Raw genomic sequence first — 14,062 nt, 5'->3', positions numbered from 1 at the left:
CTCAGGCTTCGCTGCTCGCCGGGCTGGCGGAATCTCCCTCGCCCGCCGACTTCTTGCCGCGCACGCGACGGCGGCGTTTCTTCGGGCCGCTGTCCGGCACCAGCAAGGTTTCACGGCCATCGCCGTCGGCATTCTGGAAGTCGCGCCACCAATCCGCCAGTTCCATGTCGATCTCGCCGCTCTCGGCGCGCAAGACCAGGAAGTCATAGCCGGCGCGAAAACGCGGCAGTTCGATGAGGCGGTAAGGCGATTTTCCGGCACGCTTTTCGAAGCGCGGCTGCAGCGCCCAGATGTCCTTGATGTCGCCGGCGATGCGGCGCGTAATCGCAAGTTTTTCGCCCTGCACGTTGAGCACGTCGTCCATGGCCTCATACAGCGCCGGAATCGGCACTTCGCCGCGCGCCTTGCGCGCTTCCCATTCGGCCAGCACTTCGTGCCAAAGCAGCGTGGCGAACAGGTAGCCGGGCGACAGCGACTTGCCGGCCTTAACCCGCTTGTCGGTGCTGGCGAGCGAGAGCATGACGAATTTCTCGCCCAGCGGTTGCTCCAGGATCACATCGAGCAGCGGCAGCAGGCCATGGTGCAGACCATCGTCGCGCAGACGCTTGACGCATTCGACCGAATGCCCGGAAAACAGCAGCTTCAGCATCTCGTCGAACACGCGCGCCGCCGGCACGTTTTCCATCAACTGGGCCATTTCGCGAATCGGCGCGCGCACCGCAGGGTCGAGCGTCAGCCCGAGCTTGGCGGAAAGCCGCACGGCGCGCAGCATGCGCACCGGATCCTCGCGGTAGCGCAGCTTCGGCTCGCCGATCATGCGCAGGGTCTTCTGCTGCAGGTCGGCCACGCCGTGGTGATAGTCGATCACCGTCTCCGAGGACGGATCGTAGTAGAGCGCATTGACCGTGAAGTCGCGCCGCGCGGCGTCTTCCGCGATCGAGCCGAAGACGTTGTCGCGCAGCACGCGGCCATGCTCGTCCTTGACGGTATTGACATCGTGCGCGGCGCGGAAGGTGGACACTTCCAGCGTCTCGCCGCCCTGCATCACGTGCACGATCTGGAAGCGGCGGCCGATGATGCGCGCGCGGCGGAACAATACGCGCACCTGCTCGGGCGTGGCATCGGTAGCGATGTCGTAATCCTTGGGGTCGATCCCGGCGATCAGGTCGCGTACCGCGCCGCCCACGATATAGGCCTTGTGGCCCGCCTGCTGCAGGGTTTCGCAGGTGCGCCGGGCGCCCAGGGACACATGGTCGCGACGTATGCCATGGCGCGCCACGGGTATCGTGGATGGCGCATGGGTGGACGGAGAGTCGCCGCGACGAAACACGCGGCGCAACAACTTTCGAATCATGGAGAGTGAATAAAGACCATTGAGGCTGGCTCGGAGAGGCGGCAATGATAGCTGAAAACGAGGCGTGGCCGAGTTTCAGAGAAGGCTAACGTCGGCTCTATCGACGTTAAGCGCAGCGGCCGTAGCTAAACGCCCGGCGGACACAGATTTGCAGCGGCCGCGGCAGCGCCTTCCGCTAAAATTGGCCCTTTTCAGCTTTTCGTAAGACTTATGGAACTCGCCAAGAGCTTCGAACCCGCCGAAATCGAGCAACGTTGGTATCCGATCTGGGAATCGCGTGGCTATTTCGCCGCCGGCCTCGACACCGCCAAGACCGACAATTTCTGCATCCTGCTGCCGCCGCCGAATGTCACCGGCACGCTGCACATGGGCCACGGCTTCAACCAGGCGATCATGGATTCGCTGACGCGCTACCACCGCATGCGCGGCGACAACACGCTGTGGCAACCGGGCACCGATCACGCCGGCATCGCGACGCAGATCGTGGTCGAGCGCCAGCTCGACGCGCAAGGCATCTCGCGCCACGACCTCGGCCGCGAGAAGTTCCTGGAAAAGGTCTGGGAATGGAAGAAATACTCGGGCGACACCATCACACGCCAGATGCGCCGCCTGGGCACCTCGCCCGACTGGTCACGCGAGCGCTTCACCATGGATGCCGGCCTGTCGAAGATCGTCACCGAGACCTTCGTCCGCCTGCACAAGGAAGGCCTGATCTACCGCGGCAAGCGCCTGGTGAATTGGGACCCGAAACTGCTCACGGCCGTATCCGACCTCGAAGTGGTGCAGGAAGAAGAAGACGGCTCGCTGTGGCACATCCGCTATCCGCTGGCCGATGCGAATGGGAAAGATGCGGGCAGCCTGACGGTGGCCACCACGCGCCCGGAAACCATGCTCGGCGACGTCGCCGTGATGGTGCATCCCGAGGACGAGCGCTACGCCCACCTGGTCGGCAAGCACGTCGTGCTGCCGCTGTGCGAGCGCGAGATCCCGATCATCGCCGACAGCTATGTCGACAAGGAGTTCGGCACCGGCGTGGTCAAGGTGACGCCGGCCCATGACTTCAATGACTGGCAGGTCGGGCATCGCCATGGATTCGCACCGATCGGCATCCTGACCCTGGATGCCCGCATCAACGAGCACGGGCCAGAGAAATATCGCGGCATGGACCGCTTCGAAGCGCGCAAGGCCATAGTCGCCGACCTCGAGGCTGCCGGACTGCTGGACAGTATCAAGCCGCACAAGCTGGTGGTGCCACGCGGCGACCGCACCGGCGCCATCATCGAACCGATGCTGACCGACCAGTGGTTCGTCGCCATGACCAAGCCCGGACGCAATAGTGACGGAACCGAGGGCCCCAGCATCGCCGGCAAGGCGCTGGAATGCGTGGCCTCGGGCGAGATCCGCTTCGTCCCCGAAAACTGGGTCAATACCTACAATCAGTGGCTCAACAACATCCAGGACTGGTGCATTTCGCGCCAGCTCTGGTGGGGTCACCAGATTCCTGCCTGGTATGCGGACGACGGCCGCTTCTATGTCGCCCACGACGAAGCCGAGGCCTACGCCCAGGCAAGGCTTGAAGGCTACACCGGCGGCCTCGAACGCGATCCCGACGTGCTCGACACCTGGTACTCGTCGGCGCTATGGCCCTTCTCGACGCTGGACTGGACGCCCGAGTGGCCGGCCAAGTCGAATACCGCACTCGATCTCTATCTGCCCTCGACGGTGCTGGTCACCGGCTTCGACATCATCTTCTTCTGGGTGGCGCGCATGGTCATGATGACCAAGCACATCACCGGCAAGATCCCCTTCAAGGACGTCTATGTGCACGGCCTGATCCGCGACGCGGAAGGCCAGAAGATGAGCAAGTCCAAAGGCAACGTGCTCGACCCGATCGACCTGATCGACGGCATCACGCTCGACGCCCTGGTGGCAAAGCGCACCACGGGCCTGATGAATCCGCGCGATGCGGCCAAGATCGAGAAGCGCACGCGCAAGGAATACCCGAACGGCATCCCCGGCTTCGGCACCGACGCGCTGCGCTTCACCTTCCTTTCGCTGGCCTCGCCGGGGCGCGACATCAAATTCGACATGCAGCGCTGCGAGGGCTATCGCAACTTCTGCAACAAGTTGTGGAATGCCTCGCGCTTTGTGCTGATGAACTGCGAAGGGCAGGATTGCGGCCTTGCCCCCATCCCCCACCTAACCTCCCCCTTGAAGGGGGAGGAACTCGACTCCCTCCCCTTCAAGGGGAGGGCTGGGGAGGGGATGGGGGAAGATGAATATCTGGATTTCTCCCAAGCCGACCGCTGGATCGTCAGCCGCCTGCAGAAGGTCGAGCAGGAAGTGGCGCAGCATTTTGCCGACTACCGCTTCGACCTGCTGGCCCGCACGATCTACGAGTTCATCTGGGACGAGTATTGCGACTGGTACCTGGAACTGGCCAAGGTGCAGGTTCAGCAGGGCAGTGAAGCGCAACAGCGCGCCACGCGACGCACCCTGGTGCGGGTGCTGGAAACCGTGCTGCGCCTCGCGCATCCGCTGATTCCCTTCATCACCGAGGAACTCTGGCAGACGGTCGCGCCGCTGGCCGGTCGGGCGGACGCAACGGACGAGAATCGGTCGCTGATGCTGCAGCCCTACCCCAAGGCCGAGTTGTCGCGTTGCGACGCGGATGCCGAGGCCTGGGTGGCGCGGCTCAAGGACATGATCAACGCCTGCCGCAGCCTGCGTGGCGAAATGAACATCTCGCCGGCCCAGCGCGTGCCCTTAGTTGGTGCTGGCGACACGGCGATTCTCAACGCCTATGCACCCTACCTCGCTGCGCTGGCCAAGCTCTCGGAAGTCACCACCGTGGAGACGCTGCCCGATTCCGACGCGCCGGTTCAGATCGTCGGCGAATTCCGCCTGATGCTGAAAATCGAGATCGACCTGGCCGCCGAGAAGGAAAGACTCGGCAAGGAACTCGCGCGCGTCGAAGGCGAAATGCTCAAGGCGGAGAAGAAGCTCGCCACCGAGAGCTTCGTCGCCCGCGCTCCGGCGCAGGTAGTGGCGCAGGAACGCGAGCGGCTGGCAGGCTTCGGCGCATTGAAGGAGAAGCTTGCCGCACAACTGATCAGGCTCGGTTAGCGCCCGACAGCTACCACCAGCCACCGCGCCGGCTTGACCCTACCCTGGCCAAGCCAGTCGCGATGGGCGCAATTGCGGACCCATCAGAAACGCAACTGCCACCATTCCAGCGTCACCGCCTTGAGGCCATCACGCTCCTGGTTGGCGCCGTCCCAGGCGGCGAAGGCCACCGGCATGGTGCCCTTGCCTGACAGACTGGCGCCCTCGTCGGGCTTGACCTTGAGGGAGCGCGTGAGCACCACCGCCCAGCCGCTGTCAGTGCGTACTGCCACGCTCTTCAGGCCCTCGAAGGGCACCACGGTGGAGGTGCCGAATCCCTTGGCGAGCAGGTTTTCGGTATGGCCATCGGCACGCCAGTGCCAAACATTCACAGCGTTCACGGGGTCGCCCATGAAGGGCGTGGTGGCGGCTTTGCCATTGACCGGGAACTGCACCGCCGCCCCGTCCACGAACTGCCCCGTGTCCTTGATTGCGGTATTGGCGGTACGGTCGTTCCAGGCCAGCTTCACAAACAGCCGGTCGCCGGCACGTACTGCCTGAGCCGTAAGGCGCTCCGTCACGGGGGTGCCGACGATCGAGCCATGCCCTGGGAAAGCGGCCTGCAGGGCGACCTGGGTGGCCGGTGCCTTCTTCCAGATCGCCGCCTCGGGTGAGGCGGCGTCCACGCCCGCCGCGGAGAGGACACGAATGGTCTTCGCCGCAGGAGCGGCTTGCACCGTGGTCGCCGCAAGGCCGAGCGTCGCGGCGACCGAGGTAAACATGGCGAGCGCCACCAGTTTCTTATTCAGATTGATTGGCTTCATATGTATCTCCGATTCCTAGGTTTCGCTGCCGAGCCGGCCGCGATGGGCTTCCACCAGTTCGGCAAGCGTTGTCCCGAACTGCGCGTAGGCCGTGTCGGTCGCCTCCAGCTTGCGCCGGAATTCCGGCAGCCAGGCCGCGAGGTGCCTGGTGAGGAAGTCCCGCGCCGCACGCCGGAAAGATTCCGCGTCGCCGCCCTTCTGCTCCGCCGCCTGCTCCCGCATGGAGAGCCAGGCGAGAAACTCGAGTTCGGTGACGAGGTGATCCGGATACTCCCGATCGATCTCGGACAGCTTGACGTCGAAGAAGTCGTAGAAGCGCAAGATATCTTCGAGAATGCCCTCGCGCCCCAAGTCTCCCCGGTGCATGCCTTCAAACAGGGGCACCGGCGACTTGCCGCGTCCCAGCTCGAAGGCGGCCAGGTAGTCGGCCTCCATGACGTCCTGGCCGAGAGTCGGGTCGATCAGGCCATGCTCCACCAGACGCTGCCAAGTCTCGGGATTCGGATAGGAGAAGAGCTGCGCCATGCCCAAATAGGCGCCGGCCAGGATGCCGGCTTGGTCGGTCTGCGCGTTCATAGCCGAAACCTGTCCTTGTTGGTGTAGCCGATCAGGAGCTCGGTCAACTCTGAAGGCTTCGCCTCCCGGCGCTTCTGCATCTCGCGCCCAAGGGTCTCCAGCGCCTGCTTCGTGCCGGGGCCGAACAGCGCCTCGATATCGGCGAGCGGAATACGCGGCTTGTCTCCCAGACGGCCATCCTCCTCGAAAGGCGGCGGCGTCACGTTCATCGGCGGCACGTAGAACACGTTGGGCTCGGTGCCATACTCGGCATGCAGGGGCAGCGCCACCTTCCACTGCTCGACCAGCTTGTAGATCGGCCCATCCTTGTCGTCGCGGTAACCGACGAAGCGGATCTTGCCCACGCACTGGGCCACGCAGGCCGGAGGCGTGCCCTTCTCGACTCGCGGATAGCAACCGATGCACTTCTCGGACTTCTGCGTTTGTAGGTTGAAATACACCTTGCCGTAGGGGCAGGCCTTGACGCAATAGCGGTAACCCTTGCAGCGCTCCTGATCCAGCACCACCAGCCCGTCCTCCGGCCGCTTGTAGATCGCCTTGCGCGGGCAGGCCGCCAGGCAGGCCGGGTTGGAGCAGTGGTTGCAGATACGCGGCATGTAGAAGTAGTGGTTATTGGGGAACTCGCCCTTGCCCTCGTCTTCGTCCCAATTGACACCCCAGGTGGGTTTCTCGTGCGGCACGACCTGATTGCCCTTGCCTTCCAGCAAGACCTCCTGCAGGTTGTAGTCCCAAACGCCACCGTAGTCTTCCTTCGGCGGAATCTTGCCGTCCGTTTGCAGAACCCCACCCTTGAAACCACCACCCTTCTGTTCCCAGTTCTTCGGGTAGCCCTTGCCGGGGCGGCTTTCCACGTTGTTCCAGTACATGTACTCGCGCCCGTTGCGGTTGGTCCACAACTGCTTGCAGGCCATGGTGCAGGTGTGGCAGCCGATGCACTTGTTCAAATCGAACACGTAGGCCAACTGTCTTTGGCTCATGATGTATTTCCTCAGACTTTCTCGACGTCGACCGTCGTTTCATAAAAAATGCGGTTCGGATTGAAGCCGCCGGACGCGTACTTGATGTGGCCGTAGCCGCCCACCAGTTCCAGCGGGTTGATCAACTCGGCGCCGACGTTGTTGTAGTGGGTCATGTTCTTGTACAGGTACTGCTCCCAGCCATGTTCGGAGAAGACCTGGTCTTCCGGCAGCGAAGGCGCCACTTTGCACACGGCAAAGAATTCGCCCTGGGAATTGAACACCCGCACCATGTCGCCGTCCTTGATGCCCTTCCTGGCCATGACCCGCGGGTTGAGGCACACGTCCGGCTCGCCGCGCTGATGTCGCATCAGCCACTTCTCGTTGCGGGCGAAGGAATGGATGCCCCAACGGGTGTGCGGCGAGTTGGTCTTGAAGGGGTACTTTTTCGGTCCCAGGTGGCCGCCCTTGACCTGGGGCTTGGGCAGCGTCGCGCCGAAGCGCTGGAACCACTCGTGGTCCACGTAGAACTGCAGGCGCCCGGTGAGTGTGCCGTAGGGCTTCTTGTCCGTAACATTGACCGTGAAGGGGCGATAAGGCTTGTCCTTCGGCACCGGCCCGGTCTTTCCGGCCGAGGCGCCGACGGCAACGAATCCTTTCTTCATCACCTCCTCGTAAGTGCCCGGACCCAACGCCTTGGAGCGCTCCATAACGAAGCGCAGCGCCTGTTCGTCGGTAACGACTTTGCCATCCATGGTGAACTCGTCGTAGACCTTGTCGAAATCGATGAAGCTCTTGAGCTCGGGGTCCTCCACCCGGCCGATGCCGCGCGCCTTGGCCCGCTCCTGGATCTTCTTCGCCAGCGCCACATTGATCTGCCAGTCGGTCTTGCGCTCGTACATCGGTTTGATCGGCTGACCGAAGGCGTGGATGAAGCGGGTGACGGAGGTCTCGCGGATATCCAGCTTCTCCATCGCGGCGGCCGGCAGCACGATATCTGCATACATGGCGCCCGAATTGAGGCGGAAGTCCACCACCACCAGCAACTCGCAACGCTTGAGGAAGTTCTCGGCGAGGTGGCTGTAGCCGTTGGAGGTGGCCCAGAGGTTGATGCCGCCGTTGATGTAGACCACCGGGTCCTTGATCGACTGCCACTTGGGCATCCAGCCATTGGCTTCCGACTCCTTGCGCAAGGCCTCCATGTCGTCGACGCCGAAGCCGACTTGCTCCTTCAACTGGGCGTCGTCGTAGTAAGCCTTGGAACGGCGGTACTGCTCGCCCCACACCCACTGCGCCAGCACCATGGAGACGCTGCGGCCCGGCCTGCCCTTGACGGCGCCGAGTTCCGAGTTCCCCTCCAACTTCCAGCCTTCGTAGGTGGTGTCGATGGCGCCAGTGGTGCCGTGGTGACCGATCAACGTCAGGATCAGGATCTTCAAGCGGCCGCACTGGAAGCCGTCCATGTGCTTCTGGTTGTTGTAACCATCGAGGATACGCAAGGCCTTGCACTCGGCGATCCAGCCGACGAGCTTGCGCACCACAGTCGGATGTATGCCCGTGGTGGCCTGCGTCGCTTCCGGCGTGTAAGGGGCGATCTCGGCCTTCAGGCGCTCGAAGACGGTGGTTACCGCTATGCCGTCCGCATTGAAGCTGCCCTCCAGGGCCGGATCGACGGCGCCGAGTTTCAGGGTCTTGTCTTTCGAACCCATGCTGCCGGACGCCGGCACCGCCTTGCCGGTCTTCGTATCCCAAACGTAGAACACCTGGTCGCTGCCGTCGGACTTGAAATCCTTCTCGCGCAGAAACTTGCCATTGTCGGTGCGCACCAGGAATGGCAGGTCGGTCTGCTCCTTGAGATAGTCCGCCTTGTAGTGCTTGCCGGCGAGTAGCTCATGGACAATCGAGGCGGCGAGATGGGAGTCGGTGCCCATTTTCACCGGCACGAACAGGTCGGAGTGCACCGAGGAGGGGTTGTAGTCCGACGAGATGTTCACCAGCCGCGCCCCGTTGTAGCGCGCTTCCATCAGGAAGTGGGCATCAGGAATCCGCGTGACAATGGGATTTTTGTGCCACATCAGGATCAGGTCGGAAGTGAACCAGTCGTCGAAGGTGGACACCGTGCGCGCGGGCATGCGTACCGTCTGGATGCCGGGGTAGAGGTCGCCGGTCATCGAGGAGACATCCGGCTTGATGGCGCCCAGGAGGTTCGCCATCCGCGTATAGCCGGTGTTGCTGATCACCGCGAACGGCCGCTTCGGGATGCAGACGTTGCCGGGACCGCGCTTGATCGTCGTGTCGATCACCTTGTCGGCGATCTCGGTCAGCGCCTCGTCCCAGGAAATGCGCTTCCACTTGCGCTCGCCGCGTGCGCCGACGCGCTTCAGTGGGTACTTGAGGAAGTCGGGCTGCTTGACCCAGGAACAATACACGGCGCCCTTCTGACAGCCGCGCGGGTTCATGTCGGGAATGCCCGGCAGTTGCGGATATTCGCTGACTTGCTCCTCGCGCATGGGCACGCCGTTCTTCACGTAAACCTTCCACGCGCAGCCGCCGACACAACCGTTGGAGTGGGTGGTGAAGCCGACGGAATCCCAGGTCCATTCCTTGCGGTAGAGGTCTTCCCAGCCGCGGTAGGGATAGCTCTTGAGGGGGTCCTCGATGGTTTGGATCTTCGAGAAAGCCCACACGCTGGAGGGCACGCTCGCGCAGGCGAGCGCTGCTCCGGAGAACTGCAGAAACGTGCGGCGTCGGTTGCCGTCGGTCGGGGTCGTCATTGCATTTCCTTTGTGTATGTAACGGTTATCTGGGCACGCCAAGCTTCTGGGTGCGGACTGCATGCATCGAAATTCGATCGAATCCCGGATCGGGTGTTTGCAGCTTCCGCACAGATGTCCGTGCCAGGTCAGCATGCATATCGTTCGCAGCAGAATAGAGCATCCTGTTTGCCGAAACTTGATTCAAGTCAACACTCGTACGAATACGCGAATATATTCCTGAAAGGGTATTTTCATGCCAGGCTCATCACGCTACGATGGTAGCGGGAGTGTGGTTTATGGTCGTCCACATACGTAATGCATGTTTTGTTTCTCGGTACGATTTTGGGAGAGAGCGTCGATGCAAAAGAGAAAAATCAAGGATCTCCTGTACGAACAAGTGGCGCGTGTGGGCAAGGCCGTTTCCAGCCCGAAGCGCCTGGAACTGCTGGAAGTGCTCGTGCAAGGGGAAAAGATGGTCGACGCCTTGGCGCGCGACGTGGATATCGACATCAAGCTCGCCAGTTCCCATCTGCGGGTGCTCAAGGAAGCTCGCCTGGTGACCAACCGGCGGCAAGGGCGGTTCATTGCCTATCGCCTGAGCGGCGAAGATATCGGTGCGCTGTGGGTGTGCCTGCATATGGTCGCCGAGGAGCACCTCATGGAGCTTCGCGCGGTGCTGGACAAGATCATTGCCGCGCCCGAACGGCTCACGCCGGAAACACGCGCGGGCCTGTTGGACAAGGCGCGGCAGGGAGAGGTTCTGGTACTGGACGTGCGCCCTGAAGTGGAGTATCGGGCAGGCCATCTGCCGTATGCGCGATCCATACCGATCGGCGAGCTGGAACAGAAACTCGCCGAACTGCCCCAGGACCGGGAGATCGTTGCCTATTGCCGCGGCCCGTTCTGCCTGTTCGCCGCTGAAGCCGTGGCGCTTCTGAACAGGAAGGGCTTCCGCGCCAGCAAGATCAGCGATGGAATCGCCGAGTGGTCGGTGGCGGGCATGCCGCTGGAGGGCCTCCCTCCGGCCTGATACGAGGGCACGCCCAAGCTGGGGCGACTCCGTCTGGTACATCTTGCTCAACCAAGCTTTTCGCATGCAGGCCATTTAGTCGCGGGGCTGCCTTCAGGCTAGTAGTCAGTCAACAGGGAAAAGGCGCATTCCCTGTAGGAGCGAGCTTGCTCGCGATAAGCCGTTGTCGCGAGCAAGCTCGCTCCTACATCCATCGGTTTCAACATGTCTGCGTACTAGCCGCCGGTGGAAGACATGAAGCGGACCATTTGCTGCGGCCGCTCACTGAACTCGTGGCGCCAGGGCTTGCTGTTCAGGGCGGCGCGCAGCATTTCTTCCAGACCGGCGTCGGTGCAGCCTGAACGCAGGGGCGTACGGAAATCCACCGCGTCGTTCTGGCCCAGGCACAAATGCAGCACGCCATCGACACCCAGGCGCACCCGGTTGCAGGTCGCGCAGAAGTGCTGCGAAATCGGCGTGATGAAGCCGATCTGGAAGCCGCCGTCGGGAGAAACCAGATAACGGGCGGGACCGCCGCCGGGAACCACCCCATCGACCAGCCCGAAACGCTGGCGCAGCCGCTCCCGCACCGGGCGCAGGTTGAGGAAACCGATGCCGCGTCCGGTTTCGCCGAGCGGCATGGTTTCGATCAGGCGCAGCACGAAGCCTCGCTCCATGCAGTAGGCAACCATCGCGCAGATGTCCTCATCCGTCGTCCCGGCGATCGCCACCATATTGATCTTGATCAAGTGAAAACCTTCGCTGCGGGCGACTTCCAGTCCTTCGAGCACCCGCGGCAGGGCATCTCGCCGGCAAATCGCGCGGACCCGCTCACGATCCAGCGAATCGAGGCTGACGTTGAGTCGCGTGACACCGGCCCCGTGCAGGCGCGCCGCATGCTTCGCCAGTTGCGTGCCATTGGTTGACAGCGAGAGATCGTCGATGCCCGGCAGTGCCGCCAGGCGTCGCGCCAAGTCGGGCAGGTTCTTGCGCAACAGCGGCTCGCCGCCGGTCAGGCGGACATGCTTTAGCCCCAGGCGTGCAAACACCGCCAGCAAGCGCTCGATCTCGTCGAAGCTCAGCCAGTGCCGGGGCTCCTCGTAGCCCTTGAATCCTTCCGGCATACAGTACGAACAGCGCAGATCGCAGCGATCCGTGACTGATAACCGAAGGTAGTCGACGCGGCGACCGAAGCCATCGAGCAGCATGGCTATTCCTGCTCTTTCTTCGCTCCGATGGGTTCCTTGTGTGCGATGCCCTTGTGGCAGTCGATGCAGGTCTCGCCTTTCTCCTTGGCACCCTTGTGCCCGCGCCATGCGGTCGGTGTCTGGGCCGCTTTCGACATGCCGTCCAAGGTGTGGCAGTTGCGGCATTCGCGCGAATCGCTGGCCTTCATGCGGTCCCATTCGTGTTGCGCCAGCTCCAGGCGCTTTGCCTCGAACTTCTCCGGTGTATCGATGGTGCCCATGAGCTTGCCGTAGATCTCGCCGGACGCCTGAATCTTGCGCGCCATCTTGTGCACCCAGTCCTTCGGCACGTGGCAGTCGGAGCAGACGGCGCGCACGCCGGAGCGGTTCGAGTAGTGCACGGTTTTCTTGTATTCCTGATAGACCGTATCCCGCATCTCGTGGCAGGAGGTGCAGAACTCCAGCGTGTTGGTCGCCTCCATGCCGGTGTTGAAGCCGCCCCAGAAGACTATCCCGGAGAAGAAGCCGACCACCAACACCGACAGCAGGGAAAATCTGGCGCTGGGACGGCGCAGGACCGCCCAGGCGCGGGCCAGCGCGCCCGGTGTCTGCTCATCGCTCATTCCGGAATGTCCTTCGCGGTCTTCTGGAAGTCAGCACGTATCTTGGGCACAGGCTCGCCCTCGAAGGCACCTTTCAACTTGTAGTGTTCGTGCAAGGCCTTGGTACGCACTGCCTTGTCGAATTCGAACTTGTACTTGGCATCGACGGTGGGCGTAAAGGGCGTGAATGGCGCCTTGGCAGCCTTGTGCGGCGAACCCTGGAAATTCAGATGGCAGGCGGCGCAAGCCTTTTCGTAGTCGAAGTTCTGGCCCTTGCCGGCGATGAGCTTGCGCGGGGTGCTCTGCTGCGACCGCAACAACTTCTTTTCCGCCGTACCATGCTCTTCGCGATAGTCCGAGCCAGGACCGTGGCAGGCTTCGCAGCCCACCGATCCGAGTTTTTCCGGGCCGCCCGGATCCTTGCCCAAGGCATAGCCGCCAGCCTTGCCGAAGCCCGTGCTGTGGCAGCCGACGCAATCCTTGTCCTTGGTGTAATCCTTGGCCGGATCGAGCTTGGCCTTCTTCTTTTCCTCGACCTTGGCGTTGGCTTTCAGGGAGTCGAAGGCCTTGGCGTGCGACGTTGCCGCCCAGGATTCGCCATGAAGATCGTGGCACTTGGTGCAGACTTTGACACCGACATAGCTTGGCGCGGCGATCGCCGCTTGCGCCAGACAGGCCAAGGCCGCAGCACCCAGAAGTTGCTTCAGGAATCGCTTCATTTTTCTTTCTCTCCGTTACAAAGATAATCCGATGGCCGCCGATGGTCAGCAGCCGCAGTCTGCTTCCACCGAGATGGCCGTCTGGGCCGTTGCCTTCTCGCCGTTTTCGTCCTCCGCTCGCAGGATCACTACATACAGACCCTGGGTGAAGGTGTGCTCCACATCTTTCGTTTTCGCCGATTCGCCGTCGCCGAATTCCCATGAAACTGACTTGAGCTTGCCGCTGCCGCCCTTGGCCAGCGCTTTCATGCCCACCTTGTAGGGTGCATTGCCCCGGCGACTGACGACCCCGCCGATCTTCACGGCGAATTCCCCGCCCGCCGCACCCACGTCGTCGATCAGCAGGCTGCCGCCGAGGTCTTTCGACACCTTCGCCAACGACTGCTTGATCTTGTCGTCCATGACCACGGTGCCGCCCGGCTTGACTCCGGCCTGGATCGTGGCTTGGGAGCCTTCATCGATGCGCAGGATCTCGGTGCCGGTGTCCGCCACCACCCGACCAAGAATCGACCATGCCGTGGTGGTCTTTTTTTCAGGATCGAAGTTCAGGGCAAATTCCGCACCCTGGGCGCGCGTGCCCAGTCCGCCCATCCGAATCTGGAAATCGGCGAACAGATGTTCGGGTACCTGGGCTTTTGCAAACACGCGCCCCTTGACCAATTCCAGGATGGTCTGTTCCAGTTTCTTTTCGAGGTCGAAGGAGACCCCCGCCAATTCGATCTCGGTGTTCGGATAGAGCTTCGCCATGCTGCCGTTGCTCCATGACAGCAGGACCGCCGACTTGTCGCGGGCTGCGATCCGATCCCCGCGCTCCAGCACGTCGCCCTCCTTGGCCGGCTTCCAGTCCTTGGCGCCACCCCTGCGAATCTCGACGCTGCCGTCGCTCTGGGCGATGCGCACGATGGACGCGTCCTCGGCCCAGGCGAAAACGCCCCAAGTCAGTAGTACCGCGGTCAGGAGTTTTTTCATGGTTG

11 protein-coding genes are annotated in these 14,062 nt (G+C 62.6%); 2 read left to right on the top strand and 9 right to left on the bottom strand.

The genetic code is table 11. From position 1 onward, the window contains the following. Window position 1: 1 nt before the first annotated feature. On the bottom strand, window positions 2-1,354 hold the full coding sequence (gene pcnB, locus RMO95_RS09625; protein ID WP_310450405.1) for a polynucleotide adenylyltransferase PcnB: 1,353 nt from the start codon (window positions 1,352-1,354) through the stop codon (window positions 2-4). A gap of 210 nt (window positions 1,355-1,564) precedes the next feature. Here pcnB and RMO95_RS09620 point away from each other — a divergent pair, with 210 nt between their 5' ends. Continuing rightward, window positions 1,565-4,480, top strand: coding sequence for a valine--tRNA ligase (locus RMO95_RS09620; RefSeq protein ID WP_310450404.1), 2,916 nt, complete (start codon window positions 1,565-1,567; stop codon window positions 4,478-4,480). An 83-nt stretch (window positions 4,481-4,563) separates the two neighbouring features. On the opposite strand, the gene RMO95_RS09615 is transcribed toward RMO95_RS09620, so the two are convergent. The 4 genes from RMO95_RS09615 to clrA are packed head-to-tail and all read right to left on the bottom strand — an operon-like array spanning window position 4,564 to window position 9,589. Beyond that, window positions 4,564-5,283 (bottom strand): ethylbenzene dehydrogenase-related protein, encoded by a 720-nt coding sequence (locus tag RMO95_RS09615; protein WP_310450403.1) that lies wholly within the window; start codon window positions 5,281-5,283, stop codon window positions 4,564-4,566. A gap of 15 nt (window positions 5,284-5,298) precedes the next feature. After that, complete coding sequence (locus tag RMO95_RS09610; RefSeq protein WP_310450402.1) at window positions 5,299-5,859, bottom strand: molecular chaperone TorD family protein; 561 nt, start codon at window positions 5,857-5,859, stop codon at window positions 5,299-5,301. Next, window positions 5,856-6,836 carry a chlorate reductase subunit beta gene (gene clrB / locus RMO95_RS09605; protein ID WP_310450401.1) on the bottom strand — a complete coding sequence of 327 codons (981 nt, stop codon included), beginning with the start codon at window positions 6,834-6,836 and terminating at the stop codon, window positions 5,856-5,858. Before clrB ends, RMO95_RS09610 begins: the two co-directional genes overlap by 4 nt. An 11-nt stretch (window positions 6,837-6,847) precedes the next feature. Then, entirely contained in the window at window positions 6,848-9,589 is a 2,742-nt protein-coding gene (clrA, locus tag RMO95_RS09600; protein ID WP_310450400.1) for a chlorate reductase subunit alpha, read from the bottom strand. A gap of 340 nt (window positions 9,590-9,929) precedes the next feature. On the opposite strand from clrA, the gene RMO95_RS09595 reads away from it, so the two are divergent. Then, the gene (locus RMO95_RS09595) at window positions 9,930-10,601 is read left to right on the top strand and encodes a metalloregulator ArsR/SmtB family transcription factor (protein WP_310450399.1); all 672 of its coding nucleotides are present in this window, start codon (window positions 9,930-9,932) and stop codon (window positions 10,599-10,601) included. Window positions 10,602-10,816: 215 nt separating this feature from the next. Here the strand turns inward: RMO95_RS09595 and moaA are convergent, their stop codons facing one another. The 4 genes from moaA to RMO95_RS09575 are packed head-to-tail and all read right to left on the bottom strand — an operon-like array spanning window position 10,817 to window position 14,057. Then, window positions 10,817-11,788 carry a GTP 3',8-cyclase MoaA gene (gene moaA, locus RMO95_RS09590; protein ID WP_310450398.1) on the bottom strand — a complete coding sequence of 324 codons (972 nt, stop codon included), beginning with the start codon at window positions 11,786-11,788 and terminating at the stop codon, window positions 10,817-10,819. Window positions 11,789-11,790: 2 nt separating this feature from the next. Continuing rightward, entirely contained in the window at window positions 11,791-12,390 is a 600-nt protein-coding gene (locus tag RMO95_RS09585; RefSeq protein ID WP_310450397.1) for a NapC/NirT family cytochrome c, read from the bottom strand. Next, window positions 12,387-13,088 carry a cytochrome c family protein gene (locus RMO95_RS09580; protein WP_310450396.1) on the bottom strand — a complete coding sequence of 234 codons (702 nt, stop codon included), beginning with the start codon at window positions 13,086-13,088 and terminating at the stop codon, window positions 12,387-12,389. The genes RMO95_RS09585 and RMO95_RS09580 overlap by 4 nt, the downstream gene beginning before the upstream one ends. 45 nt (window positions 13,089-13,133) lie before the next feature. After that, window positions 13,134-14,057 carry a PKD domain-containing protein gene (locus RMO95_RS09575; RefSeq protein ID WP_310450395.1) on the bottom strand — a complete coding sequence of 308 codons (924 nt, stop codon included), beginning with the start codon at window positions 14,055-14,057 and terminating at the stop codon, window positions 13,134-13,136. Window positions 14,058-14,062: the final 5 nt, after the last annotated feature.

It is taken from the genome of Sulfuritalea sp. (assembly GCF_031426875.1).
Taxonomy (GTDB): Bacteria; Pseudomonadota; Gammaproteobacteria; order Burkholderiales; family Rhodocyclaceae; genus Sulfuritalea.
The sequence above is the reverse complement of the archived record's forward strand: the minus strand, read 5'-3'. Positions and strand labels throughout refer to the sequence as shown.